The organism is Prevotella sp. tf2-5, assembly GCF_900115435.1.
Lineage (GTDB): Bacteria > Bacteroidota > Bacteroidia > Bacteroidales > Bacteroidaceae > Prevotella.
In genome coordinates this window covers 75320-102218 of sequence record NZ_FOWK01000006.1, presented here as the reverse complement: position 1 = coordinate 102218, position 26899 = coordinate 75320, and the positions used below count along the sequence as shown (strand labels likewise).

Annotated in this window: 23 protein-coding genes; 6 read left to right on the top strand and 17 right to left on the bottom strand. The window is 48.1% G+C overall.

The genetic code is table 11. From position 1 onward, the window contains the following. The 6 genes from trmB to BM257_RS07965 form a co-directional block, all read right to left on the bottom strand. A complete protein-coding gene (gene trmB / locus BM257_RS07990; RefSeq protein WP_092070795.1) occupies positions 1-771 on the bottom strand; it encodes a tRNA (guanosine(46)-N7)-methyltransferase TrmB in 771 nt (256 codons plus the stop codon). Continuing rightward, positions 768-1376 (bottom strand): DUF975 family protein, encoded by a 609-nt coding sequence (locus BM257_RS07985; RefSeq protein WP_092070792.1) that lies wholly within the window; start codon positions 1374-1376, stop codon positions 768-770. Before BM257_RS07985 ends, trmB begins: the two co-directional genes overlap by 4 nt. 24 nt (positions 1377-1400) lie before the next feature. Then, on the bottom strand, positions 1401-2417 hold the full coding sequence (locus BM257_RS07980; protein ID WP_092070790.1) for a branched-chain amino acid aminotransferase: 1017 nt from the start codon (positions 2415-2417) through the stop codon (positions 1401-1403). An 82-nt stretch (positions 2418-2499) separates the two neighbouring features. Continuing rightward, entirely contained in the window at positions 2500-2682 is a 183-nt protein-coding gene (gene xseB, locus BM257_RS07975) for an exodeoxyribonuclease VII small subunit (RefSeq protein ID WP_092070787.1), read from the bottom strand. 5 nt (positions 2683-2687) lie between these two features. Continuing rightward, positions 2688-3860, bottom strand: a complete 1173-nt coding sequence (gene xseA / locus BM257_RS07970) for an exodeoxyribonuclease VII large subunit (RefSeq protein ID WP_092070785.1) — start codon at positions 3858-3860, stop codon at positions 2688-2690. Positions 3861-3918: 58 nt separating this feature from the next. After that, complete coding sequence (locus tag BM257_RS07965) at positions 3919-5319, bottom strand: S8 family serine peptidase (protein WP_092070782.1); 1401 nt, start codon at positions 5317-5319, stop codon at positions 3919-3921. Between the two features lie 194 nt (positions 5320-5513). Here BM257_RS07965 and BM257_RS07960 point away from each other — a divergent pair, with 194 nt between their 5' ends. Genes BM257_RS07960 through dnaB form a run of 3 tightly spaced genes read left to right on the top strand, consistent with a single transcriptional unit; the run spans position 5514 to position 10287 of the window. Beyond that, entirely contained in the window at positions 5514-6737 is a 1224-nt protein-coding gene (locus BM257_RS07960) for an S-adenosylmethionine:tRNA ribosyltransferase-isomerase (RefSeq protein ID WP_092070779.1), read from the top strand. 54 nt (positions 6738-6791) lie between these two features. Continuing rightward, a complete protein-coding gene (locus BM257_RS07955; protein ID WP_092070776.1) occupies positions 6792-8714 on the top strand; it encodes an NAD(+) synthase in 1923 nt (640 codons plus the stop codon). A gap of 40 nt (positions 8715-8754) precedes the next feature. Next, complete coding sequence (dnaB, locus tag BM257_RS07950) at positions 8755-10287, top strand: replicative DNA helicase (RefSeq protein WP_092070773.1); 1533 nt, start codon at positions 8755-8757, stop codon at positions 10285-10287. Positions 10288-10289: 2 nt separating this feature from the next. Here the strand turns inward: dnaB and BM257_RS07945 are convergent, their stop codons facing one another. The 6 genes from BM257_RS07945 to dnaN are packed head-to-tail and all read right to left on the bottom strand — an operon-like array spanning position 10290 to position 17807. Next, positions 10290-11960 (bottom strand): serine protease, encoded by a 1671-nt coding sequence (locus BM257_RS07945; RefSeq protein ID WP_143096803.1) that lies wholly within the window; start codon positions 11958-11960, stop codon positions 10290-10292. A gap of 5 nt (positions 11961-11965) precedes the next feature. Continuing rightward, positions 11966-13630: a DNA repair protein RecN gene (gene recN / locus BM257_RS07940; RefSeq protein ID WP_092070769.1), complete on the bottom strand. Its 1665-nt coding sequence runs from the start codon at positions 13628-13630 to the stop codon at positions 11966-11968. Between the two features lie 3 nt (positions 13631-13633). Continuing rightward, positions 13634-14539 carry a type IX secretion system protein PorD gene (locus tag BM257_RS07935; RefSeq protein WP_092071067.1) on the bottom strand — a complete coding sequence of 302 codons (906 nt, stop codon included), beginning with the start codon at positions 14537-14539 and terminating at the stop codon, positions 13634-13636. A gap of 17 nt (positions 14540-14556) precedes the next feature. After that, complete coding sequence (gene coaBC / locus BM257_RS07930; protein WP_092070767.1) at positions 14557-15765, bottom strand: bifunctional phosphopantothenoylcysteine decarboxylase/phosphopantothenate--cysteine ligase CoaBC; 1209 nt, start codon at positions 15763-15765, stop codon at positions 14557-14559. 3 nt (positions 15766-15768) lie between these two features. Beyond that, positions 15769-16626, bottom strand: coding sequence for a 3'-5' exonuclease (locus BM257_RS07925; protein ID WP_092070765.1), 858 nt, complete (start codon positions 16624-16626; stop codon positions 15769-15771). Positions 16627-16682: 56 nt separating this feature from the next. Then, positions 16683-17807: a DNA polymerase III subunit beta gene (gene dnaN / locus BM257_RS07920; RefSeq protein WP_092070762.1), complete on the bottom strand. Its 1125-nt coding sequence runs from the start codon at positions 17805-17807 to the stop codon at positions 16683-16685. Positions 17808-17972: 165 nt separating this feature from the next. Here dnaN and BM257_RS07915 point away from each other — a divergent pair, with 165 nt between their 5' ends. Further along, on the top strand, positions 17973-18377 hold the full coding sequence (locus BM257_RS07915; protein WP_092070760.1) for a DUF3127 domain-containing protein: 405 nt from the start codon (positions 17973-17975) through the stop codon (positions 18375-18377). A 757-nt stretch (positions 18378-19134) separates the two neighbouring features. Here the strand turns inward: BM257_RS07915 and rpsA are convergent. Together rpsA and proS are read right to left on the bottom strand one after the other, a co-directional pair. Beyond that, positions 19135-20916 (bottom strand): 30S ribosomal protein S1, encoded by a 1782-nt coding sequence (gene rpsA, locus BM257_RS07910; protein ID WP_092070758.1) that lies wholly within the window; start codon positions 20914-20916, stop codon positions 19135-19137. A 227-nt stretch (positions 20917-21143) separates the two neighbouring features. Then, positions 21144-22625 (bottom strand): proline--tRNA ligase, encoded by a 1482-nt coding sequence (gene proS, locus BM257_RS07905; protein ID WP_092070756.1) that lies wholly within the window; start codon positions 22623-22625, stop codon positions 21144-21146. Positions 22626-22736: 111 nt separating this feature from the next. Here proS and BM257_RS07900 point away from each other — a divergent pair, with 111 nt between their 5' ends. Together BM257_RS07900 and mtgA are read left to right on the top strand one after the other, a co-directional pair. Next, on the top strand, positions 22737-23408 hold the full coding sequence (locus BM257_RS07900; protein WP_092071064.1) for a YiaD family glycine zipper/OmpA-like lipoprotein: 672 nt from the start codon (positions 22737-22739) through the stop codon (positions 23406-23408). Continuing rightward, positions 23408-24100, top strand: coding sequence for a monofunctional biosynthetic peptidoglycan transglycosylase (gene mtgA / locus BM257_RS07895; protein ID WP_092070754.1), 693 nt, complete (start codon positions 23408-23410; stop codon positions 24098-24100). The genes BM257_RS07900 and mtgA overlap by 1 nt, the downstream gene beginning before the upstream one ends. 11 nt (positions 24101-24111) lie before the next feature. On the opposite strand, the gene pyrF is transcribed toward mtgA, so the two are convergent. The 3 genes from pyrF to BM257_RS07880 are packed head-to-tail and all read right to left on the bottom strand — an operon-like array spanning position 24112 to position 26899. Continuing rightward, positions 24112-24966 carry an orotidine-5'-phosphate decarboxylase gene (pyrF, locus tag BM257_RS07890; RefSeq protein ID WP_092070751.1) on the bottom strand — a complete coding sequence of 285 codons (855 nt, stop codon included), beginning with the start codon at positions 24964-24966 and terminating at the stop codon, positions 24112-24114. Positions 24967-24969: 3 nt separating this feature from the next. Beyond that, positions 24970-26079, bottom strand: coding sequence for a peptide chain release factor 1 (prfA, locus tag BM257_RS07885; RefSeq protein WP_092070748.1), 1110 nt, complete (start codon positions 26077-26079; stop codon positions 24970-24972). Between the two features lie 19 nt (positions 26080-26098). Further along, positions 26099-26899: a TrmH family RNA methyltransferase gene (locus BM257_RS07880; protein WP_092070746.1), complete on the bottom strand. Its 801-nt coding sequence runs from the start codon at positions 26897-26899 to the stop codon at positions 26099-26101.

The window sequence follows — 26899 nt, the reverse complement described above, 5'->3', positions numbered from 1 at the left end:
TTATTTCGCAGTATCTAACGAGCTGCGCTTGTCACGCCGGTAGGAACGGTAGTCGTCTAATGGTATCTCGATGTCCGGTTCTACTAACTCTCCATCGTGAGGAAGGTGGAACTTCATGTATTTGATGTTCAATCCACGGTCTATCCACATCTGCTCGTAGTAGGTTTGGATGGAGGCAGCTTCTGAGAACTCAGAGTACTCGGAGTTCTCAGAGTATAAATCATTAGTGCGGAGAACTAAAGGCAGTCGGTTCTTTTCCACCATGTAAGTAGTATAGGTGAAAAGGAAATTGGAGTCTGTCTTCAGATGAATCAGTCCTCCATCTATGAGGAAGCGGCGATAGCGGTTCATGAAATAGGTGGAGGTCAGTCGCTTACGGGGGTTCTTCATCTGCGGGTCGCTGAACGTCAGCCATATCTCCGTTACCTCATCAGGGGCAAAGAAACGGTCAATAATCTCTATATTTGTACGCAGGAAGGCAACATTCCTCAGTCCTTCCTTGACAGCCTGTGTGGCACCTGTCCACATCCTCGCTCCCTTGATGTCCACTCCGATGAAGTTCATGTCAGGATAGCGCTTGGCAAGACCTACTGTATATTCTCCCTTGCCACAACCTAGTTCCAGCACGATAGGGTTGTCGTTATGGAAATACTCCTCGTGCCAGTGACCCTGCATCTCAAACGGAACGTGTTCCACCACCGAATAGGGGTACTGGAACACGTTCTCATAAGTCTCCATGTCGGCGAATTTCGCCAGCTTGCCTTTACTCATGCGTTCTCTGCTTTCAGATCCTCATAGTAGTGAGCCATTGTGCTGTTAATATAAGGAAGCAGGAAGATAAAGCCGAAGCCCAGGGTGAGACAGCACAGGATAGCCCAGCCGATGAAACTCAGTATCAGCCAGAACAGCTCCATCTTGTGTCCCTTCATCATCTCCGCACTCTTCTTCATAGCGTCAGCGGCACTAATCTGCTTGTCATCCTTCAGAATATACTCGGTCTGTGAGAACATGAGGGAAAGGATGATTCCAGGAATAATCAGCAAGAACATGCCGATAACAACACAGAGTGATACCAGGAAACCTGCGAGGAAGATACGGATGAAGTCCTTATAACCATCGAACAGACGCTCGTAGGCAATATCCTCGTTACGGATGAGATTCAGGAAATAAACAGTAATTCCCCATTCCAGGGGCAGACAGAGGATATACCAGAATCCTGAGATTCCATAACCTGTCGCTACGTCAAAGAACATAGCTGCTCCCTGACCTACACATCCACTGATCAGCAGATAGATAATGGCAGCGATGATACCATTCGTCCAATTACCTTCCAAAGAGGCAAGTGCACGATTCTTGTAACCTTGATTATTGTCCATAATAGTTTGATTTATGTTGGGTTATTATTCTATCACAACAGTCGTCCAACCGTGCTTGTCCTCTATCTCTCCATACTGGATGCCACGGAGGGTATCGAAGAGCTTCTTGGAGATAGGACCTGGCTTCTCACCGAAGTCATAACGCTTACCAGTCTCTAAGTCGTCAATGTAGGAGATAGGACTGATGACAGCTGCCGTTCCACAAGCACCAGCCTCCTCGAAAGTCTCCAGCTCCTCCTCAGGGATAGGACGACGCTCTACCTTCAGACCTAAGTCCTCTGCTACCTGCATCAGACTCTTATTGGTGATAGAGGGCAGAATAGAGGTAGACTTTGGAGTGACGTAGGTGTTGTTCTTGATTCCGAAGAAGTTGGCGGCACCACACTCGTCAATGTATTTCTTCTCCTTGGCATCGAGGTAGAACTCACAGGCATAACCCTTCTCATGAGCCAGGTTGTTGGCAAAGAGAGAAGCGGCATAGTTACCACCTACCTTATATTTACCAGTACCGAGAGGAGCACTGCGGTCGTAGTCACGTACAATCACATAAGGATTGCTGGAGAAACCGCCCTTGAAGTATGGACCTACAGGGGTGACGAAGATAAGGAAACAATATTCCTTGGCAGGGTGAACACCCACCTGTGCACTTGTTCCGATAAGCAACGGACGGATATACAGGGTAGCACCACTCTCGTAGGTGGGAATCCACTCCTGGTTGAGACGAACTACCTTCTTCACCATCTCTACGAAACGCTCCGTAGGAAGTTCTGGCATCAGGATGCCACGACAGGTGGATTGCAGACGTGCAGCATTCTCCTCCACACGGAAAATACGCACCTTACCGTCTTTGCAGCGATAAGCCTTCAATCCCTCGAAAGCCTCCTGTCCATAATGCAGACAGGTAGCTGCCATATGCAGGTTCAGATACTCGTCGGAGCATACTTCTATCTCGCCCCATTTTCCATCGCGATAGTAACAACGTACGTTGTAGTCGGTCTTCATATAACCGAACGACAGGTTTCCCCAGTCTAAGTCTTTCATATCGTAATAATTTTAGTCCTTTTTGTTATAAATTGTGTGCAAAAGTACATAATTTGTGGCACACTTGCAAATGAATTGTGCATTATTTCTCGTCATCGAGTATCTTTTTGATGTCCTCGTCCGTTTTTGTCAGTTTATCTTTACACTCTTTGATGAGTTCTTTCGCCTTTTTCAACTGCGTTGTCAACTCATCAATCCCATATTCGTTGCGCTCCATTTTCTGCACAATCTCATCCAAATCCTTTAATGCTTCTTCGTATTTCATAACCTTTAAACTTTGACCACAGAAATAATCTTTCCTTTCTCTACTATTGTCTCCATCTCGTCCCCAACTTTCAACTGTTGAGGGTCGCGAACGACCTTCCCGTTAAACAGTGTGATACTATAACCTCGCTGAAGCAACAGGGTGGGGTCGAGTAGTTCTATTCGCTGGGCGGCAAGTTCCAAATGATGCCGCTCTTGTACGATGCGTTGTTGGATAGCATGACAGATACGCTCATACCGCTGATCCAACTGGTGTTCAAAGTTCGTCTTGAACATGGTCAGCATAAATGACAACCGTTGTTGCAGGTCATTCAGATGCTGCAGGGTATCAGCGAGATGGGCGACAAGGAAGGCGGCAGCTGCTGTAGGTGTCTTCACTCTGGTGTTCGACACCATGTCGAGTACGCATTCGTCCCTGTCGTGTCCGATTCCTGTAATAATGGGTAAGGGGAAATTTGCCACATTCTCCGCAAGGGGCAGGGTGTCGAAACCACTCATGTCACTCGTCGAACCACCACCGCGGATGATGACGACGATATCATATTCCTCAGCATGCTCGTTGATCTGGTTTAGTGCCGCTATCACACTCTGCTCCACCTGTTCACCTTGCATGATGGCAGGGAAAAGGGTGGGATAGAATTGTAATCCGTATTCATTATCTTCCAGTTGTCGACAGAAATCGCCATAGCCTGCCGCAGTAGCTGCGGAGATAACAGCGATACGTTGACAGAAACGGGGTATTGTTAGCTCTCGTTGTAGGTCAAATACGCCTTCCGCTTTCAGCTGGGCGATAATCTTCTGACGGCGTTGGGCCATATCACCTAATGTAAAGGTGGGGTCGATATCTGTGACAATCCATGAGAAACCGTATGCTTCATGAAACTGCGGATAGACTTTCAACAGCACCTTCATACCGGCTCTCAGCGGTTGTCCTGTGGTACGCTCGAAATAAGGTTGCACCATTGTCCAAGTCTGTTTCCAGCATTTGGCGGAAGCCTTGGCGACAGGTGTGTTGGAGGTCTCGTCCTTCTCTACGAGTTCCATATAACAGTGTCCGCGACTCTCCCTGCATTCCGACAACTCCGCCTCTACCCAATACTCATCAGGCAGTTCCGCTTCAATAGCCTCTCTCACAAGACTGTTCAGCACTTGCAGGGTATATCGCTTCTCATTAACCATTAACCATTAACCTTTAACCTTTAATCCTTAACAATTAACCTTTAATCCTTAACCATCCTCACATTCTTCCCACCATATAGGCACGCCAGAAATTAGGTAATCCAAAGCCAGAGATATTGTCTGGATGTTCTTTGTTATTGCCAGACTGACGGATCAGTTCCATGATTTCCAAAGCGGTCTTATGAGGTAAAGCCTGCCATAGACATGCCGTCAACCCGCAGATGATAGGAGCGGCGAAGGAGGTACCCATGTCCTGGGCGATAGACCCTCTACCTGTGATAACCGTTGTGGGACTGCCAATGGCGACGATGTCTGGTTTTACACGACCGTCCTGTGTGGGTCCTACAGAGCTAAAAGGTGCATTCGTCAACAAGTCCGTGACGGCTCCTACGGTCAGACAGTCATCAGCATCAGCAGGGAAGGTGATTTTCTTCCAGGGACCCATTCCTGAGTTGCCTGCCGAGTTGACGAGTATCATCCCTTTCTTTGCCACCATCGAAGCCGAATGACTGATAAAAGTCGAGTGACCGTCGAGCTGCCACAGCTTATGTGACACATGTCCTTTGTCGAAGTTATTATAGCCCAACGAAGAGTTGATAAGGTCACAACCAACAGAGTCGGCAAACTCCGCCGCTATAGCCCAATAGTCTTCCTCCACCTCTTGCTCCGATTGTCCGTCTTCACAGCGCAGGAGCCAGTAACTTGCCTTGGGGGCTGTTCCTATATAATAATGAGGTTGCTGGATGGTCATCGTCGACAGTACCTTTGTACCATGATCTAACTCGTAATAAACGGAAGGGGATGCGGGATAGATGAAGTCACGGGTACCCCTGATGTCAACCTTGCCAAAAGCGGGAATCTTATCCACATTCTTAAAGCCGCCATCCAGTACGGCAATCATCATTCCCTCACCCATACAGTTGATGTCGTGTAGTCTGTTGCCGTTGAGGCTTTTGATCTGGGCATCAGCACGTCCGTAAAGGGTCGTCGCCACAGAGTCCCATTCGTGGAAAGACTCCTCATATCTCGTTTTGAGTGCCGTAGGCTCGATGGAGTCGGGGGCATGCCATACCAGATGACAATCCTTCACACAAGGAAGTTGACGGATACGCTGGAGCTCACTGGTGTCTTTCATCTGTGCCAGTATGGTATTGTTCCATTTGCTGGTTCCCACGACGGTCGTCTTCAGCGACTCTATCTGTCTCACATACTTAGGACTGACAGGCAGGTCGGTAGTGTCCAAGGGAAGTCCTTGTCTCTTCCTACGCTCTACAGCACGTTTTGACAGAAAGCGGGTAGGGCGTTCCAACGAGTAGGGGGTGTTCTGCTTGTCATGCAGTGTCACCCTGTAGATATATGACGGATATTCTTTGTTGCGAATCTTTTTGGCGCGATCCTGTGCCCAGCAGCTGTTGACTGCTGTTGCCAATATGGTGAGTATCAGTATAATGCTCCGCATGGTCAGTTTGAAGTTTCTTGAATGCAAAAGTACAAAGATTTTTTGAGATACGTTCGAAAAAACTCAAGATTCTCTTGGTTTTTTGCTCACTTAATCGTACCTTTAACTTCGTTGAAGGTACTCTCGTTCGAAAATGCTCAAATAAATTTGGCATTTTGCTCACTTATTCGTACCTTTGTCAGCGTTTACGGTTTATGGATACGAAAGAGATACATATAAGTGATTATAGTTATGAGTTGGCGGACGAACGCATCGCGAAGTTTCCGATGGCGGAGCGTGACCACTCAAAACTCTTGATATATAATAAAGGTAAGGTCGGAGAGGATATCTTCTACCACCTGCCCCACTATTTGCCTTCGGATGCCCTTATGGTATTCAACAACACGAAAGTGATACAGGCACGTCTGCATTTCCGCAAAGAGTCAGGAGCACTCATTGAGGTATTCCTGTTGGAACCTTCTGAGCCAGCTGACTACGAACTGATGTTCCAGACACATGGGCGTTGCTCATGGCTCTGCCTGGTAGGAAACCTGAAGAAATGGAAAGAGGGAGCACTCTGTAGGATGTTAGAGGTAGGAGGCAAGAGCATTGAGTTAAAGGCTACGCGTCGTGGAGAAGTGGGGACGAGTCAACTCGTCGATTTCGAATGGGATGGTGATGTGCCCTTCTCGGATATCATTGATGCCATCGGTGAACTGCCTATCCCTCCATATCTGAATCGTGAGACACAGGAGAGTGACAAGACGACCTATCAGACGGTCTATTCGAAGATCAAAGGTAGTGTCGCTGCTCCAACGGCAGGACTACATTTCACCGAGCGTGTCCTTGCAGATATTGATGCTCATGGTATTGAGCGGGAAGAACTGACCCTGCATGTGGGAGCTGGTACATTCCGCCCAGTGAAGAGTGAGACCATTGGTGAGCATCCTATGCACACAGAGTATATTGCAGTACGCCGCCATACGATTGAGCGGCTTATCGCCCATGAGGGGAAGGCTATTGCTGTCGGCACTACCAGCGTGCGTACTTTGGAGAGTCTCTATTACATGGGACTAAAGGTGATGGCGAATCCCAATCTGACAGAGGAGCAACTGCATGTCAACCAATGGGAGCCGTATGAGAGTTTAAAGATAAGAGTTGAGAGTCTGGCGGTGAAAGAGGTGTTGCAGGCATTGCTTGACTGGATGGATCGTCATGAGTTGACAACGTTGCATTCCTCCACGCAGATTATCATAGCTCCAGGCTACGAATATCATATCGTCAAGATGCTTGTCACAAACTTCCACCAGCCACAGTCAACACTGTTGTTATTGGTGAGCGCCTTCGTCAAAGGTGATTGGCGATGTATCTATGACTATGCCTTGTCTCATGATTTCCGTTTCCTAAGCTATGGCGATTCCTCGCTGTTGATTCCATAGCCTCGAAATCCCGAAATATCGAAATAAAGAAAAAAACCAAAATAACAATAAGATATGAAACATGGACTGATTACTGTGGCAGCCGCTGTGCCTGCCGTCAAAGTAGCAGATGTCGAGTATAACGTGCTCGAAATAGAGAAACTTATTGCCAATGCAGAAGGACAGGGAGCAGAGCTGATCTGTTTTCCGGAACTTGCCATTACAGGATATAGTTGTCAGGATCTCTTCAAGGAACAGCTGTTGCTGTCGAAGGCGGAAGAGGGTTTGATGATGTTATTGGACTTTACGCGTAAACTGAATATTATTTGTGTGGTAGGCATGCCGATACAGGCAGGAGGATTGTTGCTCAATTGTGCTGCTGTCATACAATGTGGTAATTTGCTGGGTTTGGTCCCCAAGACTTATCTGCCTAACTATAATGAGTTTTACGAGAAACGGTGGTTCGCCTCCGCACAGGACCTGAATCCGACAGACCTTTATATTGCCGGTACGCGTATTACCTTATCGGCAGAGGCGAAGGTCTTCCAGACAGCAGGAGGAGTGAAGTTCGGTGTAGAGATCTGTGAGGATGTATGGGCACCAGTGCCGCCCAGCAATAACCTGACGATGGCAGGTGCGGATATCATCCTGAATTGTTCTGCGAGTGATGAGGTTCTTGGTAAGCATCAGTATTTATGTGCTCTTCTGACCCAACAGAGTGCCCGTACCATCAGCGGCTATGTCTATGCCTCCTGTGGTTTCGGGGAGTCGACACAGGATGTCGTCTATGGCGGTAATGCGATGATTTTCGAGAATGGCCATCTCTTGACAGAGGGGGAGCGTTACTCCTTCCAGCCACAGTTGCAGATTACACAGATTGATGTGGAGCGGTTACGTACTGAGCGTCATACCAACTCGACTTTTATCAGTGCCCAGCGTGACGCGAAGGCACTCTTGATAGATTGTAAGGCGGTAGAACTCTCGGAGTTCAAGATGCTCCGTCCTGTCAACCCTCATCCCTTTATTCCTAGTAAGGAGGAGATGGCATCGACCTGCGAGGAGATTCTCAATATACAGACGGCAGGACTTGCCAAACGATTGGTGCATACCAACTGCCAGCATGTGGTGGTGGGTATCAGTGGCGGTCTCGACTCTACACTCGCCTTGTTGGTATGCGTCCGTACTTTCGATAAACTGGGACTCGACCGTAAGGGAATCGTAGGTGTGACAATGCCGGGATTCGGAACGACAGACCGTACGCATGATAATGCCACCTCGCTGATGCAGACATTGGGCATCTCACAGATGGAAGTGTCTATCGCCAAGGCGGTGACTCAGCATTTTGAGGATATCGGTCATGATATCAAGAAACACGATACGACGTATGAGAACTCGCAAGCCCGTGAGCGGACGCAGATCCTGATGGATCTTGCCAACCAGCTGAACGCGATGGTGGTGGGTACTGGTGACTTGTCGGAGCTGGCATTGGGATGGGCGACCTATAATGGTGACCATATGTCGATGTATGGTGTCAATGGTAGTGTTCCCAAGACCCTTATCCAGTATCTGATCCGTTATATAGCGGAACTACCTCAGTATAAGGCTCAGAAAGACACGTTGCTTGACATTGTTGACACTCCGATATCACCAGAGTTGACACCAGCGGATGAGGAGGGAAATATCAAGCAGAAGACGGAAGACCTGGTGGGACCGTATGAGTTACATGATTTCTTCCTGTATTACTTCCTGCGTTATGGTTTCCGACCCTCTAAGATATTCTTCCTCGCCCGTCATGCCTTTGGTAATCAATACGACAGGGAGACCATCAAGAAATGGTTGACGACATTCTGTCGTCGTTTCTTCAATCAGCAGTTCAAGCGCTCTTGTCTGCCTGACGGTCCAAAGGTGGGTAGTGTGAGCCTGTCTCCCCGTGGTGACTGGCGTATGCCAAGTGATGCATCCAGTGCGTTATGGCTGAAGGAGTGTGAGTCCCTATAATCACTATAGTTCCTATAGTCCCTATAAATAATAAAAGAATATGCCCGAACAAAATAACCAGCGCAGGACGCGAAAGACAATTCCGACGGATAACACCTATGCCCATGTTCAGCCGCAGGCAACAGAGATAGAACGTGCGGTACTTGGTGCCTTGATGATTGACAAGGATGCCTATACCGTAGTTTGTGAGATGCTCTATCCAGAGAGCTTCTATGAACCTCGCAACCAAAAGGTATATACAGCCATCCGTGACTTGGAGATGAAAGAACAACCTGTCGACGTGTGGACTGTGACGGAGCAGCTTGCCAAGCAAGGGGACTTGGAGGATGTGGGTGGTCCTGCCTATGTGATGGAACTCTCCTCACGTGTGGCTTCTTCTGCGAATATCGAGTATCACGCCCGTATCATCGCCCAGAAATTCCTGGCACGTCAGTTGATCTCTTATGCGAGCTTTATAGAGACGAAGGCTTTTGACGAGACGATAGATATAGAGGACTTGATGCAGGAAGCGGAAGGCTCACTCTTCGAGCTCACTCAGAAGAACATGAAGAAGGACTACACGCAGATAGACCCTGTCATCAAGACGGCTGTGGATGTCATCCAGAAGGCTGCTGCCAATAAAGACGGTCTGACGGGTGTGCCGACGGGTTATCACAAACTTGATGATATCACCAGTGGATGGCAGTCTTCTGATTTGGTGATTATCGCTGGTCGTCCTGCGATGGGTAAGACATCTTTCGCCCTCTCGATGGCGAAGAATATCGCTGCAGACTATCAGGTGCCGATGGCTTTCTTCTCTCTTGAGATGAGTAACACACAGTTGGTGAACCGTCTGATATCTAATGTCTGTGAGATACAAGGCTCTAAAATTCTGAACGGACAGTTACACCCTGACGAGTGGGACCGTCTGGACAAACGTGTCAACAACCTGTTGGGTGCTCCGCTATATGTGGATGATACTCCGGGCCTCTCTGTCTTTGAGTTACGTACGAAGGCTCGCCGACTGGTGCGTGAGCATGGGGTGAAGATCATCATGATTGACTACCTGCAGTTGATGAATGCCAACGGCATGCGATTCTCGAGTCGTCAGGAGGAGGTGTCTACCATCAGCCGTTCGCTGAAAGGTCTTGCCAAAGAGTTGGAGATTCCTATTATCGCCCTGTCACAGTTGAACCGTGGTGTGGAAAGTCGTGAGGGACTGGAAGGTAAGCGTCCGCAACTCTCAGACTTGCGTGAGTCGGGAGCCATCGAGCAGGATGCGGATATGGTACTCTTTGTCCATCGACCGGAATACTATCATATCTATCAAGATGACAATGGTCGTGACCTGCATGGTATGGCGCAGATTATTATTGCCAAGCATCGTAAGGGTGCTACAGGTGATGTGCTGCTGACCTTCCGGGGAGAGTTCACCCGTTTTGAGAACCCAGAGGACAACCGTCTGGGTCATCGCAAGCAAGGTACTGGTGATGACAATGGGGGAGAGATCCTCGGAAGCAGGGTCAATGGCGACCAGCCGGATATGAGTCAGTCTCCCTTTGGGAGTGGAGATAATGGACCAGTACCGTTCTGATCTTATTTGGCATATTTATCGATGAGAGATTGAGCTTGGTCATTGCCAAGCTCTTTTGCTTTCTGGAGATTCTTGGAACCTTCAGCTTTCTGGTTAGTGAGACATTGGGCAATCCCCAGGAAGAGATAACCGTCAGACTGTTCTGGTGACAGGCGGATCAACTGCTGTGCTGTCTCTATAGCTTCCTTGTGCATACCGACACGTATCTGCAAGGAGGCTTTCTCTCCATAATAAGTAGGTTCTGCAGGTTCTAACTCAATGGCTTTGTTGATGTCATTCAATGCTTGTTGGTACAGATGACCTCCTACCTCGGCAAGTTCACGCTGATAGTAGAACGGAGCTTTTAACTGTGTCTCCATTAACTGGGCATATTCGTTATAGTCATTGACGGAAAGACGATACTTCCCGTTATTATACAATGCCTGGGCTCGTGCCAGCAGATAGGGAGCGGCAGTTATGACATAAGGGCGTGAGAACTGTGCGACAGCACTGTCGAGGAGGGCAAGCTGTTGGTCGGACTCCCCTAACTGTGCCTTACACTGAGAAGCAGCGAAGAATATATCTGCACTGCGGAGGTCGCTATGGGTGAGCTGGTCATATATCTGGTAAGCATCGGCATACTGACCTTGTGCATAGCGAATCTGTGCCTGTTGTTGCAGGTAGATGGGCATTGGATTTGTCCGGTACGCCTCCTGTGACTCACTGAAAGCCTTGTCGAGCGTCCATGCGTCGAAAGGTTTGTCGTTCTGATAGAGTTCCTTCTGGTAGATGAGCTCCGCATACTGGTAATGGGCATCGTCTTTCTTCTCAGCAACCTTAACGGCTTTCTGCATATCCTCGTCGGCTTTACTGAACATCCCCTTTGCCGCCTGATAGCGGGCACGGTAGATATAGCCGTTTGCTTCATTAGGGAATTTCTGGATAAAACGCTCCAACATACTGACATATTGGTTTTCCTTCAATGATGAGGAGGCGAGGAAAAGGGTTAGGATGGCTTCATCCACCTTGTCAGGTAAGGCAATAGCGATATTAGTCTGTTTTAAGTTCGGGTCGTTGATACTCAATCCAGAGATCTTAAGGTCTGCGGCAAAGCGGGCGTCAACGGCATAGGAAATACCTTTTTGGTCTCCTGCGGATGGCTGGATCAAACCTACCACCTGACCGTTTTGGTTGAGGACGGGGCATGACACATGGCTCTCTTCTGCATTCAACTGAAGGGTATAATATTGGTAGGTGTCCTGAAACTTCTCAGCACTTTTGAGTGTTCCCTGAATACAAGAGGGTGTCTTCTTAACGGCATAGGGAAGTAACCAGATATTACTGCCATTTGCTGCCGTAGAGGCAATAGCCAAGGGTGTCGCTTTCCTGAAGGCTGTCTGGAACTTCACAACATCATAGGTGTCGTTAGCACCGAGGATCAACTCCACAGGATACTCCTTTCCCTCCGCATCGATAATCACGGCACGCTGTGCACCCTTGAAAGGGGCGAAGCTACTGATACCCACACCGTCTGGAGTAATAAAGAAACCAGTACTGCTTGCCAGTAGGGTACCGTCTGCGGCAAAGGTCTTCAAGGTGAAAACCGACTTAGCGGCTTTGGAGACCCATGACTGTGCGGAGCCAGGTAATAAGGATAAAAGGAAAAAAGGTAAAAGGATAAATATTCTCTTCATAATTCTTAATTCTTTGTTCTCAAAAGTTCTTTTGCGTTTTGAATGGCTGCGGCGGTGATATCACTGCCACTGAGCATCTGTGCTATCTCATGGATGCGCTCTTCGTCAGAGAGTAGTCGCATCTGACTAACTGTTCCCTTGGCGGTCTCTTCCTTGGATACCCGGTAGTGGGTAGTCCCGAGTGCGGCAATCTGGGGCAGGTGAGTGATGGAGATGACCTGACGGTCGTTGGCTCCCATCTCCTGCATGATCTCAGCCATACGTTCCGCAATCTTGCCACTGACTCCTGTGTCTATCTCGTCAAAGATAATGGTAGGTAGTTTGACGGCTCCACTGATCATTGCCTTCAAGGAGAGCATCACACGGGCTATCTCACCACCGGAGGCTACCTGTGCGATGGGTTGTAAGGGACTGGAGGTGTTAGCGCTGAACAGGAAAGCGATGTCGTCTTGTCCGTTCTTGTGAAGGTCGGTTTTGTTGACTTTCACCTCAAAACGGACGTTAGGCATCCCCAGTGGCACCAGACGCTCATGCATCTGCCGCTCTATCTCCTTGGCTGTTTTCTGTCGGTATTTGGTGAGCTCCTCAGCCTGTCGCAGACAATTCTTTCTCAGCTTGTCCAACTCTTCTTGCAGGGTAGAAAGTGTCTCATCACTGTTCTCTATCTGACTGAGTTGACGTTTGAGTTCATCGCGTTGCTGGATGAGTGCCGCAACAGTATCGACATGGTATTTTTTCTGTAAGTCATACAACTTGTCTAACCGCTGGTTGATACGTTCCAGCTCTGCAGGGTCGAAATCGATAGCGTCCAGTCGCGCCTCTACATCCTGGACGATGTCCTTGAGTTCTATCTGACAGCTCTCCATGCGTTCTGTCCATTCTTCTGAGGCAGGATAGACCTTCGTGATGGTTTTGATGGCGGAGAGCGATTTGCGGAGTAGGGAGAGGACCCCCTGCTCATCGGCGGAGAGATGCTGCTGGGTCTCGTAAAGAGCCGTCTTGATATCCTCGCTGTGTGTCATCGTCTCCCGTTGTTGTTCCATTTCCTCTTGTTCGTCCTCCACTAACTGGGCATTGGCAAGTTCCTCATACTGGAACTGAAGGAAGTCAAGATTATGTCTGTTACGCTCCATCTCCTCCTGTAACTCGCGTAACTGTCGCTGCTTGTCATGATAGGCGGCATAGGTCTGCTGATAGGCAGTCAGCGCATCCTGGTCTTTGGCAAGGGTGTCGACGACCTCCAGTTGGAAGTCCTGTTTACCGAGTAGCAGGTTCTGATGTTGGGAATGGACATCCACCAGCATATCACCTAATTCCTTTAATAATGCCAGGGATACTGGTGTGTCATTGATGAAGGCACGGCTCTTTCCTGCTGCAGTCAGTTCACGTCGGATGATACAGTCACTGGCGTCATAGTCAATGTCGTTATCTGTAAAGAAGGGTTCCAACTGATATCGGCTGAGATTGAAATGTGCCTCTATGACACAACGGTCGGCACCTTGTTTGATGGTCTTGGAGTCTGCCCGTTGTCCCAGTAAGAGCCCGATGGCACCAAGGATGATACTCTTACCAGCGCCTGTCTCTCCTGTAATGACGGAGAAACCAGGGTGTAACTCGATATTGAGCTCATCAATTAGTGTGAAGTTTTTAATGTATAGTTGTTGAAGCATCTCTTAGTTCTTGATTTTGTCCCATGCGTTACTTTGGGAGGCATTGATGGAGAACAGCAGGTCATAGACCTGTTGCTTCTCTTTCTGGGTTCCTTTTCCATGATAGACAGAGGCAAGCTCATCACGTTTGTAGTCTGTCCATATCTGAGGCAACAGACTCAATGGCTTGTTCTCATGAGCTTCTTTCAGAAGATTAAGTGCTGTTGTGATATTTGCCCTTCCACGCTCGGAATTATTCGCCATCTCGTCAAGTCCGGTACGATAGTAGTCATATTGTAACTGACGTAAGGGTTTCATGGCTTCATCCAGGTAATCGTTGATGATGGCAAACCGGTTGCGGCTGGTCTCGAACGCTTTCCATCCAGGGAAACCGAGGTTCTGGGTATTATTCACCAGGTTGAGACACCGCTGCAGGACATCTGTTCCACCTAGAGGGGCGAAGCTGTCGAGGTTGAGTCCGATAATAAGGTATGCGTAATAGGCGAAGAGTGCCGTCAACTGGTTGTCAATGATTTCCTCCTGGAAGTTCAGTTGGTCGTACTGCGCATAGTCGAAATGGAAGTCGTCATCCTTATTATTATATAAGGTGGAGGTATAGGTGGAGTAATAGACAGGGCGGTTTGCCTGTATCATCGCCGTAGCCTCGAAACGATTGGTGGTCTTGTCGTATTTGGTGACTGTGATATTGAAGTTACAGGTGATACGCTCATGCTTCTGAAACTGATAGTCAGTCCATTGACGCTCATTGATGAATTGCTCGAGTGCCTGTTGAAGCGTCTCAAAGACACTGGCGTCCGTTCCTTGTATCTGTGCGTGGTTAATCGTGACTTTGGCATTCAGCTCCTGTGCCGCGATATTCGCTGCGATGAAGAGATTAAACAATGATAGAATTAAAATGCTACGCTTCATCTTATACATTTATCATTTTACATTGTCTTTGCTAATTCATTGACAATATCAGTGGCAACCTCACACTTGGGCTTACGAGGGAAGTCTTTCTGTCCCTGGCGGGAGATGATGCTGATCTGATTCTCATCAGACTGGAAACAGGTACCCTCATTACGTAATGAGTTTAAAACGATAAAATCGAAATTCTTCCGTTCCAGTTTCCCTTGTGCGTTCTGTTGCTCGTCATTGGTCTCCAGGGCGAATCCTACCAGCCGCTGGTCAGTCTTCTTCATCTTCCCTAACTCCGCGGCAATGTCGTGAGTGGGCTTCAGACGGATAACCAGATCGTCTTTCTCACGTTTGATCTTCTCTGTGGCAATCGTCTCTGGACGGAAATCCGCAACGGCGGCGCATAGGATAGCGGCGTCACAGGAGCTGTAAAGACGGATCGCCGCTTGATACATCTCCTCACAGCTCTCCACGTCAGTACGGTGAATCCGTGGATGACTGGTCGTCAGTGCCACAGGTCCTGCGATAAGCTCTACCTCCGCTCCCTGACGGGCACATTCTTCTGCCAGGGCAAACCCCATCTTGCCACTGGAGTAGTTGCCAATGAAACGGACGGGGTCTATCTTCTCATAGGTGGGACCTGCTGTGATGAGGATGCGCTTCTCTTTTAGTTGAGCGTTGAGCGTTGAGGGTTGGGCGTCGAAAAATTCGGATAGTTTCTCCACGATTCTCTCAGGCTCTTCCATACGTCCTTTCCCTTCCAGTCCTGAGGCAAGGAAACCACTCTGCGGCTCGATCATCTGATTGCCGTATGACAGCAGTTTCTTGATATTCTCCTGTGTGGTGGGATGTTGGTACATGTCCAGATCCATGGCAGGGGCGATGAAGACAGGAGCCTTCATGGACAGGTAGGTGGTGATCAGCATGTTGTCTGCCACACCATTTGCCATCTTACCAAGGGTGGAGGCTGTGCAGGGTGCGATCAGCATGGCATCTGCCCACAGACCTAATGCCACATGGGAATGCCAGGTGCCGTCCCGTTGGGAAAAGAAATCGCTGATGACTGGTTTCTGCGTCAACGCAGAGAGGGTGATAGGAGTGATAAACTCCTTTCCGGAAGGAGTGATGACCACCTGCACCTCAGCACCTGCCTTGATGAGTCCCCGGATGATATAGCAGGCTTTGTATGCAGCAATAGAGCCTGTGATTCCTAATACGATTTTCTTTCCTTTGAGCATTCTCTATGAGTTCATTTGACTCTCACGAAGACGAATCCGTGTGAGTACTTGTTTCGTGTTATATGTGAAATCACCAGCCAGTATCCAACTGTAATAGCCTGGATCAAAGCGTAATACTTGTGCGACAGCCTGTCCTTTGTACTTACCGAAGTTGAACACCTCTGTAATCACGGGCTTCCCTTCTTTGTCGAGAACAGGTTTTCCTGTACGGTCAGTCAACTCTCCCCAGATGATACGTCCGGCAAAGTCCACGTTGTTATTGGACTTCGAAAAATCCGCAAGATACTGCATGTCATTCTGCAGGACACGCTCAGGGTCTTCTTGGTTCTCTGCGGTGTACATGTCCAATTGCCCTTGTAACACCCGGTAGGTCGCCTCAGTGTCCTCGTCGGCACGGTGTGCCGTAAAGTCGTCCTCCATCTTTCTTCCGCAATAGAACTTGTAAGCGGCGGCGAGGTTGCGACGCTCCATCTTGTGATAGATGGTCTGAACGTCTATCAGACGACACTTGGAGAAGTCGAAGTCAACACCAGCGCGAAGGAACTCTTCTGCCAATAAAGGTACATCAAAATGGTTGGAGTTGTAACCGGCGATGTCACTGCCGCTGAATATCTGATACAACTGCTGTGCCATCTGCTTGAAAGTCGGCTTGTCTTTCACGTCCTCATTCTTGATACCTGTCAGGTCCTCGACGAGCTGGGGAATCATCTTCTCCGGGTTGATGAGATGGTTGCCGCGTTCTTCCCTTCCGTCTGGGAAGACTTTAATATAGGATATTTGAATGACACGGTCCTTGACTAAGTCAAGGCCCGTGGTCTCCAAATCGAATATAACGAGTGGTTTCTGTAAGTTCAGTTTCACAATAAAGTCTTTAATCTTTCATTTTTAATCTTTCATCTCGATGGTCAAGACTTGTCTTAATCGTTGATGAGCATAGGCATCATCAGCATCAGCACGTCTTGATTCTCTGGCTGCTCAGAGGGTAATACCAGACCGGCGCGACTGGGGTCGGCAAGCTGGATGATAACCTCCTGGCAATCGAAATTACTAAGGATCTCAATGAAGGAGGCTCCCTTGAAACCTATACTCATGGGTTGACCGTTATAATCACATGACATGCGCTCTGTGGCAGTCTTGGAGAAGTCGTAGTCCTCTGCGTCCAACTGAAGCGTACCACCTTCTACGTGGAAACGGATCAGGTTACTGGAGTCGTTGGAGAATGGTTGTACACGGCGCAGGGCTGCAAGCAGTCCCAGACGGTCAATGGTAAGGATATTAGGGTTGCCCTGTGGGATGACAGAATTGTAGTTCGGATAACGTCCTTCTATCAGGCGACAGATAATCTGTCCCTCACCGTAGTTGATCTGGGCATTACGCTCGTCGAAACGAATCTCAATGTCACCACCGTCTTTCTGCAAGATATTTTTCAACAGGGAAGCGGGTTTCTTTGGCAGGATAAAGGCTGCCGGCTGCTCACTCTGAATCGTGAAGATCTTGTTCCGTACCAGTTTGTGACCATCAGAGGCAACGACTACAAGACATTCGGGGGTGAGGTCAAAGTATATACCGTTCATCACAGGACGGAGTTCGTCTTGTGCCGTGGCGAATATCGAGCGGTTGATGTTCTCTGCCAATAGGTTGCTGGAAATCGTAATCACGTGAGCGCCCTCATTGATCATCTGTGCCTGTGGGAATTCGTCGGCATTCTCTATAGGCAGTGAGAACATACCATTCTGGTAACTGATCTTAACGGCGTTCTCCTGTAGGTTAACATCAAAGGTGATGGGTTGCTCCGAGAACCCTTTGACAGCCTCTAACAAATCGTGATTACCAATGGCAAAACGGGCGTTACCGTCACACTCTGTCAGTTCCAGATGTGTGTTCATCACGTTCTCGCTGTCGGAGGCGGTCAGATGGAGCACATTGTCTTGAATGTCGAATAAGAAGTCTGATAAGATAGGCAAGGAGTTCTTGCTGTTGATGACTCTCGAAAGAGCATTGAGTTTGCTGCTTAGCGCAGTGCTTGATACGGTAAATCTCATGAGTTATTATGTTTTTTTGTTTTAAGTCCTTAAATTGAGTACAAAAATACAAAATAACTTGCTCAATAGCAAAAATATTCCGTAAAATATTCTCAAATTAAAAGTATTTTTCGTAATTTCGCAATCTGAAACGTAAAATCAACAATTTATAACGAAACAATAATTATGGAATTAACAGGTAAGATTATTGCCGTGCTTCCGGCAAACAGTGGCGTGTCTTCACGCACTGGTAATCCATGGATGTCGCAGGAATATGTGATTGAGGTTCCTGGACAGTATCCCCGTAAGTGTCTTTTCCGTATCTTCGGAGAGGATCGTATTAAACAGTTTAATATCCAGATGGGGGAGGATGTGACCATCAGTTTTGATATTGATGCTCATGAGTATAACGGACGTTGGTTCAATGAGATCCGTGCCTATAATGTGACTCGTGGCGCTGCTCCTGTAGCTGGTGCCCCGCAGGCAGCTCCATTCCCTCCGCAGCAGGCTGCTCCTCAGGATGCTGCAGCCCCGTTCCCTCCAGCACAGGAACCGGCAGGCGAGGGTAGTGCTGACGACCTTCCCTTTTAGGATAGCCTTTTAAAAGGCTATATAATATAATAATAAGGTGGAAGACTTCACGGTCCTCCACCTTATTGTGTCTCATAGGCATCTACATGTATAATTCTTTCAAGGTGTCACCTTCATAGTGTCATGGAAGTATCTCCCAAGGGTCATGGCAGTATCTGTTATACCCCCATAACAATATCTAGTATCACACATAACAATGCCTGTTATACCCCCATAGGAGATATTGGAAGGGTTCATGGTTAAGGGTTCATGGTTAAGGGTTCATGGTTAAGGGTTCATGGTTAAGGGTTCATGGTTAAGGGTTAGGGTGATTAGCAAATGAAGGCTTTAATTAACTTGAATGAGGGCTTTAATCGGTATGAAAGTGGGCTTTAGTCGGTAGGAAAACAACAGTCAGTCGGTAACAAAGTACCCTTCAGTCGGTAACTGATTTTTATGAATTTTCGAAAAACATATAACCTTATAACATGATGTGGCTCAAATGTCGATAAACAGGGGCTTTGCGGTATGTTAGATATTCTGACAACATATAACATACATATAACATGGATATATTAATTTTGGTGAGATGTATGTTAGATGTATGTTACATGTTTGAGCAACATATAACATGCTTCAATCCCTTTGTACAAGGGCGTTTGAAGGGGGTTATGTTATATGGTTATATGTTTTTGAAGAATCTCCTATGAAAGTAAAAAAGAAAAAGCCTGAGCGTGATGCCCAGGCATTCTTTTGTCGTATTGGAAGGAGTAGGGGATTACTCGCCCTTCTCCATCTTAGCCTTCAACTCTGCGAGAACGTCGATGTCACCCAGTGTGGTGCTGGCAGCAACATTCTCAATCTTTGGAGCGTCGTCCTTCTTGGCAGCACGTGTCTTCTTGGCAGCAGCCTTCTTCTCCTCACGCTGAGGATCCTCGAAAGTGCGGCTGTGAGACAGGATGATGCGCTTAGAGTCCTTGTTGAACTCAATCACCTTGAAGGGCAATTCCTCATTGAGCTGAGCCTGTGTGCCATCCTCTTTTACAAGGTGCTTAGGAGTAGCAAAGCCCTCAACATCCTTGTCGAGTGATACAACGGCGCCTTTCTCGAGCAACTCAATGATCTTACCCTCGTGGATAGAACCAACGGTGTACTTAGCCTCGAAGACATCCCAAGGATTGTCCTCTAACTGCTTGTGACCAAGAGACAGACGACGGTTCTCCTTGTCGATGTCGAGAACGACAACGTCAATCTCAGCACCTACCTGTGTGAACTCTGAAGGATGCTTAACCTTCTTAGTCCAGCTGAGGTCACTGATGTGGATCAGACCGTCAACACCCTCTTCCAGCTCAACGAATACACCAAAGTTGGTGAAGTTGCGAACCTTAGCAGTATGCTTGCTGCCTACAGGGTATTTCACGTCAATAGCCTCCCATGGGTCTTCCTTCAGCTGCTTGATGCCGAGAGACATCTTACGCTCGTCACGATCGAGGGTCAGGATAACAGCCTCAACATCGTCGCCTACCTTCAGGAACTCCTGAGCAGAACGCAGGTGCTGGCTCCATGACATCTCAGAAACGTGAATCAGACCCTCTACACCAGGCTGAATCTCAACGAATGCACCATAGTCTGCGATAACGACTACCTTACCCTTCACGTGGTCACCCACCTTGAGGTCAGCATCCAGAGCATCCCAAGGATGTGGAGTGAGCTGCTTCAGACCAAGAGCAATACGCTTCTTCTCATCGTCGAAGTCGAGGATAACGACATTAATCTTCTGGTCGAGCTCTACTACCTTGTGAGGATCATCTACGCGACCCCAAGAGAGATCGGTGATATGGATGAGTCCGTCAACACCGCCGAGGTCAACGAATACACCGTAAGAAGTGATGTTCTTAACGGTACCCTCGAGGATCTGACCCTTCTCCAGCTTGCCGATGATCTCTTTCTTCTGTGCCTCTAACTCAGCCTCGATGAGAGCTTTGTGAGAAACAACTACGTTGCGGAACTCCTGATTGATTTTCACAATCTTGAAGTCCATGGTGGTATTTACGAACTGGTCGTAGTCGCGTATGGGGTGAACGTCAATCTGACTACCGGGCAAGAATGCCTCGATACCAAATACGTCAACAATCATACCGCCCTTCGTGCGGCACTTGATGTAACCCTGGACAATCTCCTCGTTGTCGAGAGCGGCATTGACGCGATCCCAACTCTTAGAGAGACGAGCCTTCTTGTGTGACAATACAAGCTGTCCTTTTTTGTCCTCAGCATTTTCCACATACACCTCAACGGTGTCGCCAACCTTCAAATCAGGGTTGTAACGGAATTCAGAAGCGGGGATAATACCGTCGCTCTTGTAGCCGATGTTAACGACTACCTCTTTCTTGTCGACGCTGATGACTTTACCATCGACAACCTGATGCTCACTGACTTTGTTCAGTGTCTCATCATACGCCTTGTCAAGCTCTTCCTTGCTGACGTTTACTGCCATGCCATTCTCAAACTGCTCCCAGTCGAAATCCTGCAATGGCTGGACGTTCTTTGTTAATTTTGACATAAAATATAATTGTTGCCCCTCCAATCGGAATTGGTGTCAGGGCGTGGTCTGAACAGACGTTTACCAGACCGTGTTTAATGGGTTAATAATGTATAGGTGTCAGCGCCTGTTCCAGCACCTATCGTCCCCTTTGGGACATAAAACGGCTGCAAAATTACAAAAACTTCCGGTCATCACCAAAAGATTTGACCAGAAGTTTCCGTAATTTATTGATTTTTCGCTAAATACTAATAGCTGCGTGCAATAATGACACGGTATTTGGCTGGTTTTCCGCTGACCATGTCAACACCAGGAGTCTGTTCGTAAGCGAAAGGCACACAACGAATCGTTGCCTGTGTCTCTTCCTTGATCTGCGCCTCCGTCTCAGCGGTGCCGTCCCAGTGGCAGAGGAAGAAGCCACCATCCTTCACACGCTCTTTGAACTCCTCGTAGTTGTCGCACTCATAGACATGCTCATCACGGTATTTGCGGGCTTTCTCGAAGATGTTCTTCTGGATGTCCTCCAGCAGTTGCTCTACATACTCGGCGATGCCCTCGATGCTACGAGTCTCTTTTTCTAAGGTGTCGCGACGCATGACTTCTATCGTGCCGTTCTCCAAATCACGGGCACCTAATACGAGACGAACGGGAACACCTTTCAGTTCATAGTCGGCAAATTTGAAACCAGGACGCTTGTTGTCGGCATCGTCGAACTTAACGGTGATACCAGCCTTGCGCAGTTTCTCGATAATGGGTGTTACCTCTTTGTTAACTTGCTCCAACTGCTCGGGCTTGTTGGCAATAGGAATGATAACAACCTGAATAGGAGCCAGACGAGGAGGCAATACTAAACCATTATCATCAGAGTGTGTCATGATCAATGCGCCGATGAGTCGGGTAGAGACACCCCATGAGGTAGCCCATACATACTCTGGCTTGTTATCTTTATTTAAATAGGTGACTTCAAAAGCCTTGGCAAAGTTCTGACCCAGGAAGTGGGAGGTACCACTCTGTAGTGCCTTTCCGTCCTGCATCATCGCCTCGATGGTATAGGTGTCAAGGGCACCGGCGAAACGCTCTGTCTCACTCTTCACACCTTGAAGAACGGGTACTGCCATCCATTCCTCTGCGAATTTGGCGTATACACCCAGCATCTTCTGTGCCTCTTGTTCTGCCTCTTCTTTCGTGGCATGAGCAGTGTGTCCCTCTTGCCACAGGAACTCAGAGGTACGAAGGAAGGGACGGGTACGCATCTCCCAACGCATCACATTACACCATTGATTACACATCAAGGGCAGGTCACGCCAAGAGTGAATCCAGTTCTTATAGGTGTTCCATATAATGGTCTCTGAGGTAGGACGCACGATCAGTTCTTCCTCCAGTTTGGCAGCAGGGTCAACCTCTACACCGCTCTTGTCTTCCTTGGCACGTAGACGATAATGCGTTACGACGGCACATTCCTTGGCGAAGCCCTCTACATGCTCTGCTTCACGACTGAGGAACGACTTGGGGATGAGAAGTGGGAAATAGGCGTTCTGGGCACCTGTCTCCTTGAACATCTTATCCAGTTGCTGCTGCATCTTCTCCCAGATGGCATAGCCATAGGGTTTGATGACCATACAACCACGAACGGCGCTCTGCTCAGCAAGGTCAGCCTTCACCACCAGGTCATTATACCACTGACTGTAATTGTCAGCTCTTTTTGTCATTTCTTTGAGTTCTTTAGCCATAAAAGTCTTTATTTTTTCAAAATTTGGTGCAAAATTACGAAAATAATATGAATATTACAAATTAATTTGTATCTTTGTCCCAAATTAGTAATTGTTTCACTAAACACAAGTATTATGAAATTAAAATTAGTTTCCCTGTTACTTTGCGTAGGTATGCTCTTCGCATGTAACAACACCCAGAAGGGTGCAGGTATTGGTGCCGGTGGCGGTGCTTTATTAGGTGGTATCATTGGTGCTATTGCCGGTAACACTGCGGTAGGTGTTGCAGTAGGTGGCGCAGTAGGTGCTGGCGCAGGTGCTATCATCGGTAATAAGATGGATAAGGCTAAGAAGCAGGCTCAGCAGGTTCAGAACGCTCAGGTGGAGACCGTTAAGGATACCAATGGTCTGGATGCAGTGAAAGTTACTTTTGACTCTGGTATTCTCTTTGCTACTGGTAAGGCAGATTTGAGCACCAGCGCAAAGAACTCACTCGCAGAGTTTGCCCGTGTACTTAACTCTAATACTGATTGCGACGTTGCTATTATTGGACATACTGACAATACCGGTACTGATGCCGTCAACCAGCCACTGTCAGTTAATCGTGCTAACAGCGTAAGCAACTATCTCCGTTCATGTGGTGTGCAGGGTAAGCAGATCAAGAGTGTGGAAGGACAGGGCTCTACCAATCCTGTTGCCGACAACTCAACTGCTGCTGGTCGTCAGCAGAACCGTCGTGTGGAGGTTTATATGTATGCCAGCAAGGAGATGATCCAGAAGGCTGAGGCTGGTACTCTTCAGTAATGAAGGCATTACTGCATAAGATAAAAAAGATTCTTATATGGATAGTGGTGGCATTTTTTGCCTCCACTATTCTTTCTGTTGTAGTATTACGTTGGGTCCCTGTTTGGTTCACCCCTTTGATGTTCATCCGTCTGGGACAGCAGGTCTCCCAGGATAAGGAACTGACTCTTCATCACCATTGGGTCCCCTATGAGGAGATATCCCCCTCGATGTCACTTGCCGTCATGGGAAGTGAGGATGCCCGTTTCTTAGAACATCATGGATTTGATTATAAGGCAATAGAGCATGCCGCTATCCGTAACCTCAAGCATCCGGAGAAGCGTAAGCTGGGTGCCTCTACGATTTCCCAGCAGACAGCGAAGAATGTGTTCCTGTGGCCTGGTCGCTCTTGGCTGAGAAAGGGCTTTGAGGTGTATTTCACCGTGTTGATAGAGCTGATATGGTCGAAACAGCGTATCATGGAGGTCTACCTTAACTCCATTGAGATGGGGGATGGTATCTATGGTGTTGATGCTGTGGCGGAATGGCATTTCCATAAAACCGCCTCTCGACTGACGAGTGCGGAGTGTGCGTTGATAGCTGCCACACTGCCTAATCCTTTGCGTTATAACTCGGCGAAGCCCAGTGCTTATGTCTTAAAAAGACAAAAGCGCATCCTTCATGAGATGCGCTATGTGAAACCATTGCCGTAAGAATTTCCTTCTTACATTCTTTTCTTAATCTCTTCCGCCATCTGCTCTTGCAGTTCCTTTGCCTTCTGAGCAGCCACCTCTGCGAAGTCTTCTCCATTGCTGGCATAGATGATACCACGTGAGGAGTTGACGAGCAATCCACAGTCTTTCGTCATACCGTATTTGCAAACCTCTTGCAGACTGCCTCCTTGTGCACCAACACCGGGAACGAGCAGGAAATGGGTGGGGGCTACCTTACGGATGTCTTCAAACATACGCCCCTGTGTAGCTCCGACAACATACATCATGTTCTCGTCGTTACCCCATTGCTGGGAAGTCTTCAGTACCTTCTCAAAGAGGCGTTCTCCATTTGTGTCCTCTGTCAGTTGGAAATCATGTGAGCCCTTATTACTGGTCAGGGCAAGCAGGATAACCCATTTGTTGTCATAACCAAGGAAGGGAGTCACTGAGTCCTCACCCATATAGGGAGCCACTGTCAATGCATCCACGTCATACTCCTCGAAGAATGTCTTGGCATACATCTTTGATGTGTTGCCAATATCCCCGCGCTTGGCATCTGCGATGATGAAGTGGTTGGGATATTCTTCCTTCAAATAATCGATGGTAGCCTCAAAAGCCAATATACCATCCACACCGTATGCCTCATAGAAGGCGAGGTTGGGTTTGTATGCTACACAATAGGGTGCTGTGGCATCGATAATCAACGCATTGAACTCACAGATGGCGCGGAAGATATAATCCTCACCATCCTTCTCCTTTGCCTCGTCAATGATGCATTGTGGAATCTTATTGATATCTGTATCAAGACCCACACAGAGAAACGACTGTTTCTCCTTGATTTGGTTTATTAATTCTTGTCTGTTCATATTTTATAACTCCGTTTCTTTCATTCTTTCAGCATTCTCTGCAACGGTAAGGGCATCAATCATGGGTTGGATGTCACCACCAAGGAAACCCTGCAGGTCATGGGTGGTATAACCGATGCGGTGATCTGTCACACGTCCCTGAGGGAAGTTATAGGTACGGATTTTCGCAGAGCGGTCACCCGTAGATACGAGAGTCTTACGACGGGAAGCGATATCGTCCATATATTTCTGGTGCTCCTTATCATATATAAAGGTATAGAGACGAGAGAGGGCACGCTCCTTGTTCTTGGGTTGGTCACGCGTCTCCGTACACTCGATGAGTATTTCCTCGGTCTCTCCAGTATTCGGGTTCTTCCACATATAGCGGAGACGGACACCAGACTCGACCTTATTAACATTCTGACCACCGGCACCACTGGAACGGAAGGTATCCCATTTGATTTCTCCCTCGTTGATATGCACCTCAAACTTATCAGCCTCAGGGAGTACGGCAACAGTAGCAGCACTGGTGTGCATACGTCCCTGTGTCTCTGTTGCAGGAACACGCTGTACACGGTGTACACCAGACTCGTATTTCAGCGTACCATAGACATCAGCACCACTGACGGCAAAGTCGATTTCCTTATATCCACCGACAGCACCTTCCGATACACTGGTGATAGAGAGGTTCCATCCTTTAGAATCGCAATAGCTCTTATACATCTTAAAAAGGTCACCGGCAAACAGACAGGCTTCATCACCACCTGTTCCTGCACGGATTTCCATCTGTACGTTCTTCGCATCCTCAGGGTCCTTTGGGATGAGGGCAATCTTGATCTCCTCTTCCAGTTTTGGTTGCAGAGCCTCGTTCTCAGCCAGTTCCTCGCGTGCCATCTCTTTCATTTCTGCATCATCCTCGTTGGCAAGGATGTCCTTTGCCTCCTTAATACTGTTCAGACAGGAGATATAACGCTTGCGGGCATCCATGATATCCCCCAAGTCCTTATATTCCTTCGTGAGTTTCACGAAACGGTTCTGGTCAGCAATTACGCTGGGGTCGGTAATCAATGTTGACACCTCCTCGAAGCGTGCCTCCAGTCCGTCGAGTTTCTGTAATATACTATTATTCTCCATATTCCAAATAGATACTTGTTTATTTCCTCACCAACTCCCAGAATGCAATGGCAGATGCCGCGGCTACATTCAGCGAGTCCACACCATGTGACATAGGGATTTTTACCACATAGTCTGCTTCTGCTATGGTCTCCTTCGGCAGTCCATCTCCCTCTGTTCCCATGATGATGGCAAGTCGCTCCTCTTGTTTAAGAACAGGGGCATCGAGTGGGAGAGAGTTGTCTGACAGTGCCATTGCCAGTGTCTTGAATCCCCAATCGTGCAGTTGGCTGATGTCACCTTCTATCCAAGTCCAAGGGACGAGGAACACTGCCCCCATCGACACTCTGACAGCCCTTCGGTTCAGCGGGTCACATGAGTTCGTCGTCAGTAGGACGGCATCAACCCCCAGTGCCGCCGCAGAGCGGAAGATGGCACCAATATTAGTGGTATCGACTATACCATCTATGACCACGATACGATGTGTGTCCTTGCAAATGGCTTCCACGCTCTTCAGGGTGGGGCGACGCATGGCACAAAGCACTCCTCTTGTAAGAGTATATCCTGTCAGCTTGGCAAGAAGCTCACGACTGCCAGTATATATTGGTATGTCGCCACATTGCTGGATGATATCAGCAGCATCTCCATGGATATGTTTCCGTTCGCAGAGCAGTGCCACAGGCTGATAACCAGCTTCCATTGCCACTCGAATCACTTTTGGGCTCTCCACAATGAAAATGCCCTTTTCTGGTTCTATCCTGTTGCGCAGTTGTGCCTCAGTCAGTGTACTGAACAACTCCACACCTGGATGTGTGAGTGCTGAAATCTCAATGACGGGCAT

Coding starts and splice junctions, on each gene's coding strand:
- trmB (WP_092070795.1), bottom strand. CDS start 771: ATGAGTAAAGGCAAGCTGGCGAAATTCGCCGACATGGAGACTTATGAG.
- BM257_RS07985 (WP_092070792.1), bottom strand. CDS start 1,376: ATGGACAATAATCAAGGTTACAAGAATCGTGCACTTGCCTCTTTGGAA.
- BM257_RS07980 (WP_092070790.1), bottom strand. CDS start 2,417: ATGAAAGACTTAGACTGGGGAAACCTGTCGTTCGGTTATATGAAGACC.
- xseB (WP_092070787.1), bottom strand. CDS start 2,682: ATGAAATACGAAGAAGCATTAAAGGATTTGGATGAGATTGTGCAGAAA.
- xseA (WP_092070785.1), bottom strand. CDS start 3,860: ATGGTTAATGAGAAGCGATATACCCTGCAAGTGCTGAACAGTCTTGTG.
- BM257_RS07965 (WP_092070782.1), bottom strand. CDS start 5,319: ATGCGGAGCATTATACTGATACTCACCATATTGGCAACAGCAGTCAAC.
- BM257_RS07960 (WP_092070779.1), top strand. CDS start 5,514: ATGGATACGAAAGAGATACATATAAGTGATTATAGTTATGAGTTGGCG.
- BM257_RS07955 (WP_092070776.1), top strand. CDS start 6,792: ATGAAACATGGACTGATTACTGTGGCAGCCGCTGTGCCTGCCGTCAAA.
- dnaB (WP_092070773.1), top strand. CDS start 8,755: ATGCCCGAACAAAATAACCAGCGCAGGACGCGAAAGACAATTCCGACG.
- BM257_RS07945 (WP_143096803.1), bottom strand. CDS start 11,960: ATGAAGAGAATATTTATCCTTTTACCTTTTTTCCTTTTATCCTTATTA.
- recN (WP_092070769.1), bottom strand. CDS start 13,630: ATGCTTCAACAACTATACATTAAAAACTTCACACTAATTGATGAGCTC.
- BM257_RS07935 (WP_092071067.1), bottom strand. CDS start 14,539: ATGAAGCGTAGCATTTTAATTCTATCATTGTTTAATCTCTTCATCGCA.
- coaBC (WP_092070767.1), bottom strand. CDS start 15,765: ATGCTCAAAGGAAAGAAAATCGTATTAGGAATCACAGGCTCTATTGCT.
- dnaN (WP_092070762.1), bottom strand. CDS start 17,807: ATGAGATTTACCGTATCAAGCACTGCGCTAAGCAGCAAACTCAATGCT.
- BM257_RS07915 (WP_092070760.1), top strand. CDS start 17,973: ATGGAATTAACAGGTAAGATTATTGCCGTGCTTCCGGCAAACAGTGGC.
- rpsA (WP_092070758.1), bottom strand. CDS start 20,916: ATGTCAAAATTAACAAAGAACGTCCAGCCATTGCAGGATTTCGACTGG.
- proS (WP_092070756.1), bottom strand. CDS start 22,625: ATGGCTAAAGAACTCAAAGAAATGACAAAAAGAGCTGACAATTACAGT.
- mtgA (WP_092070754.1), top strand. CDS start 23,408: ATGAAGGCATTACTGCATAAGATAAAAAAGATTCTTATATGGATAGTG.
- pyrF (WP_092070751.1), bottom strand. CDS start 24,966: ATGAACAGACAAGAATTAATAAACCAAATCAAGGAGAAACAGTCGTTT.
- prfA (WP_092070748.1), bottom strand. CDS start 26,079: ATGGAGAATAATAGTATATTACAGAAACTCGACGGACTGGAGGCACGC.
- BM257_RS07880 (WP_092070746.1), bottom strand. CDS start 26,899: ATGCCCGTCATTGAGATTTCAGCACTCACACATCCAGGTGTGGAGTTG.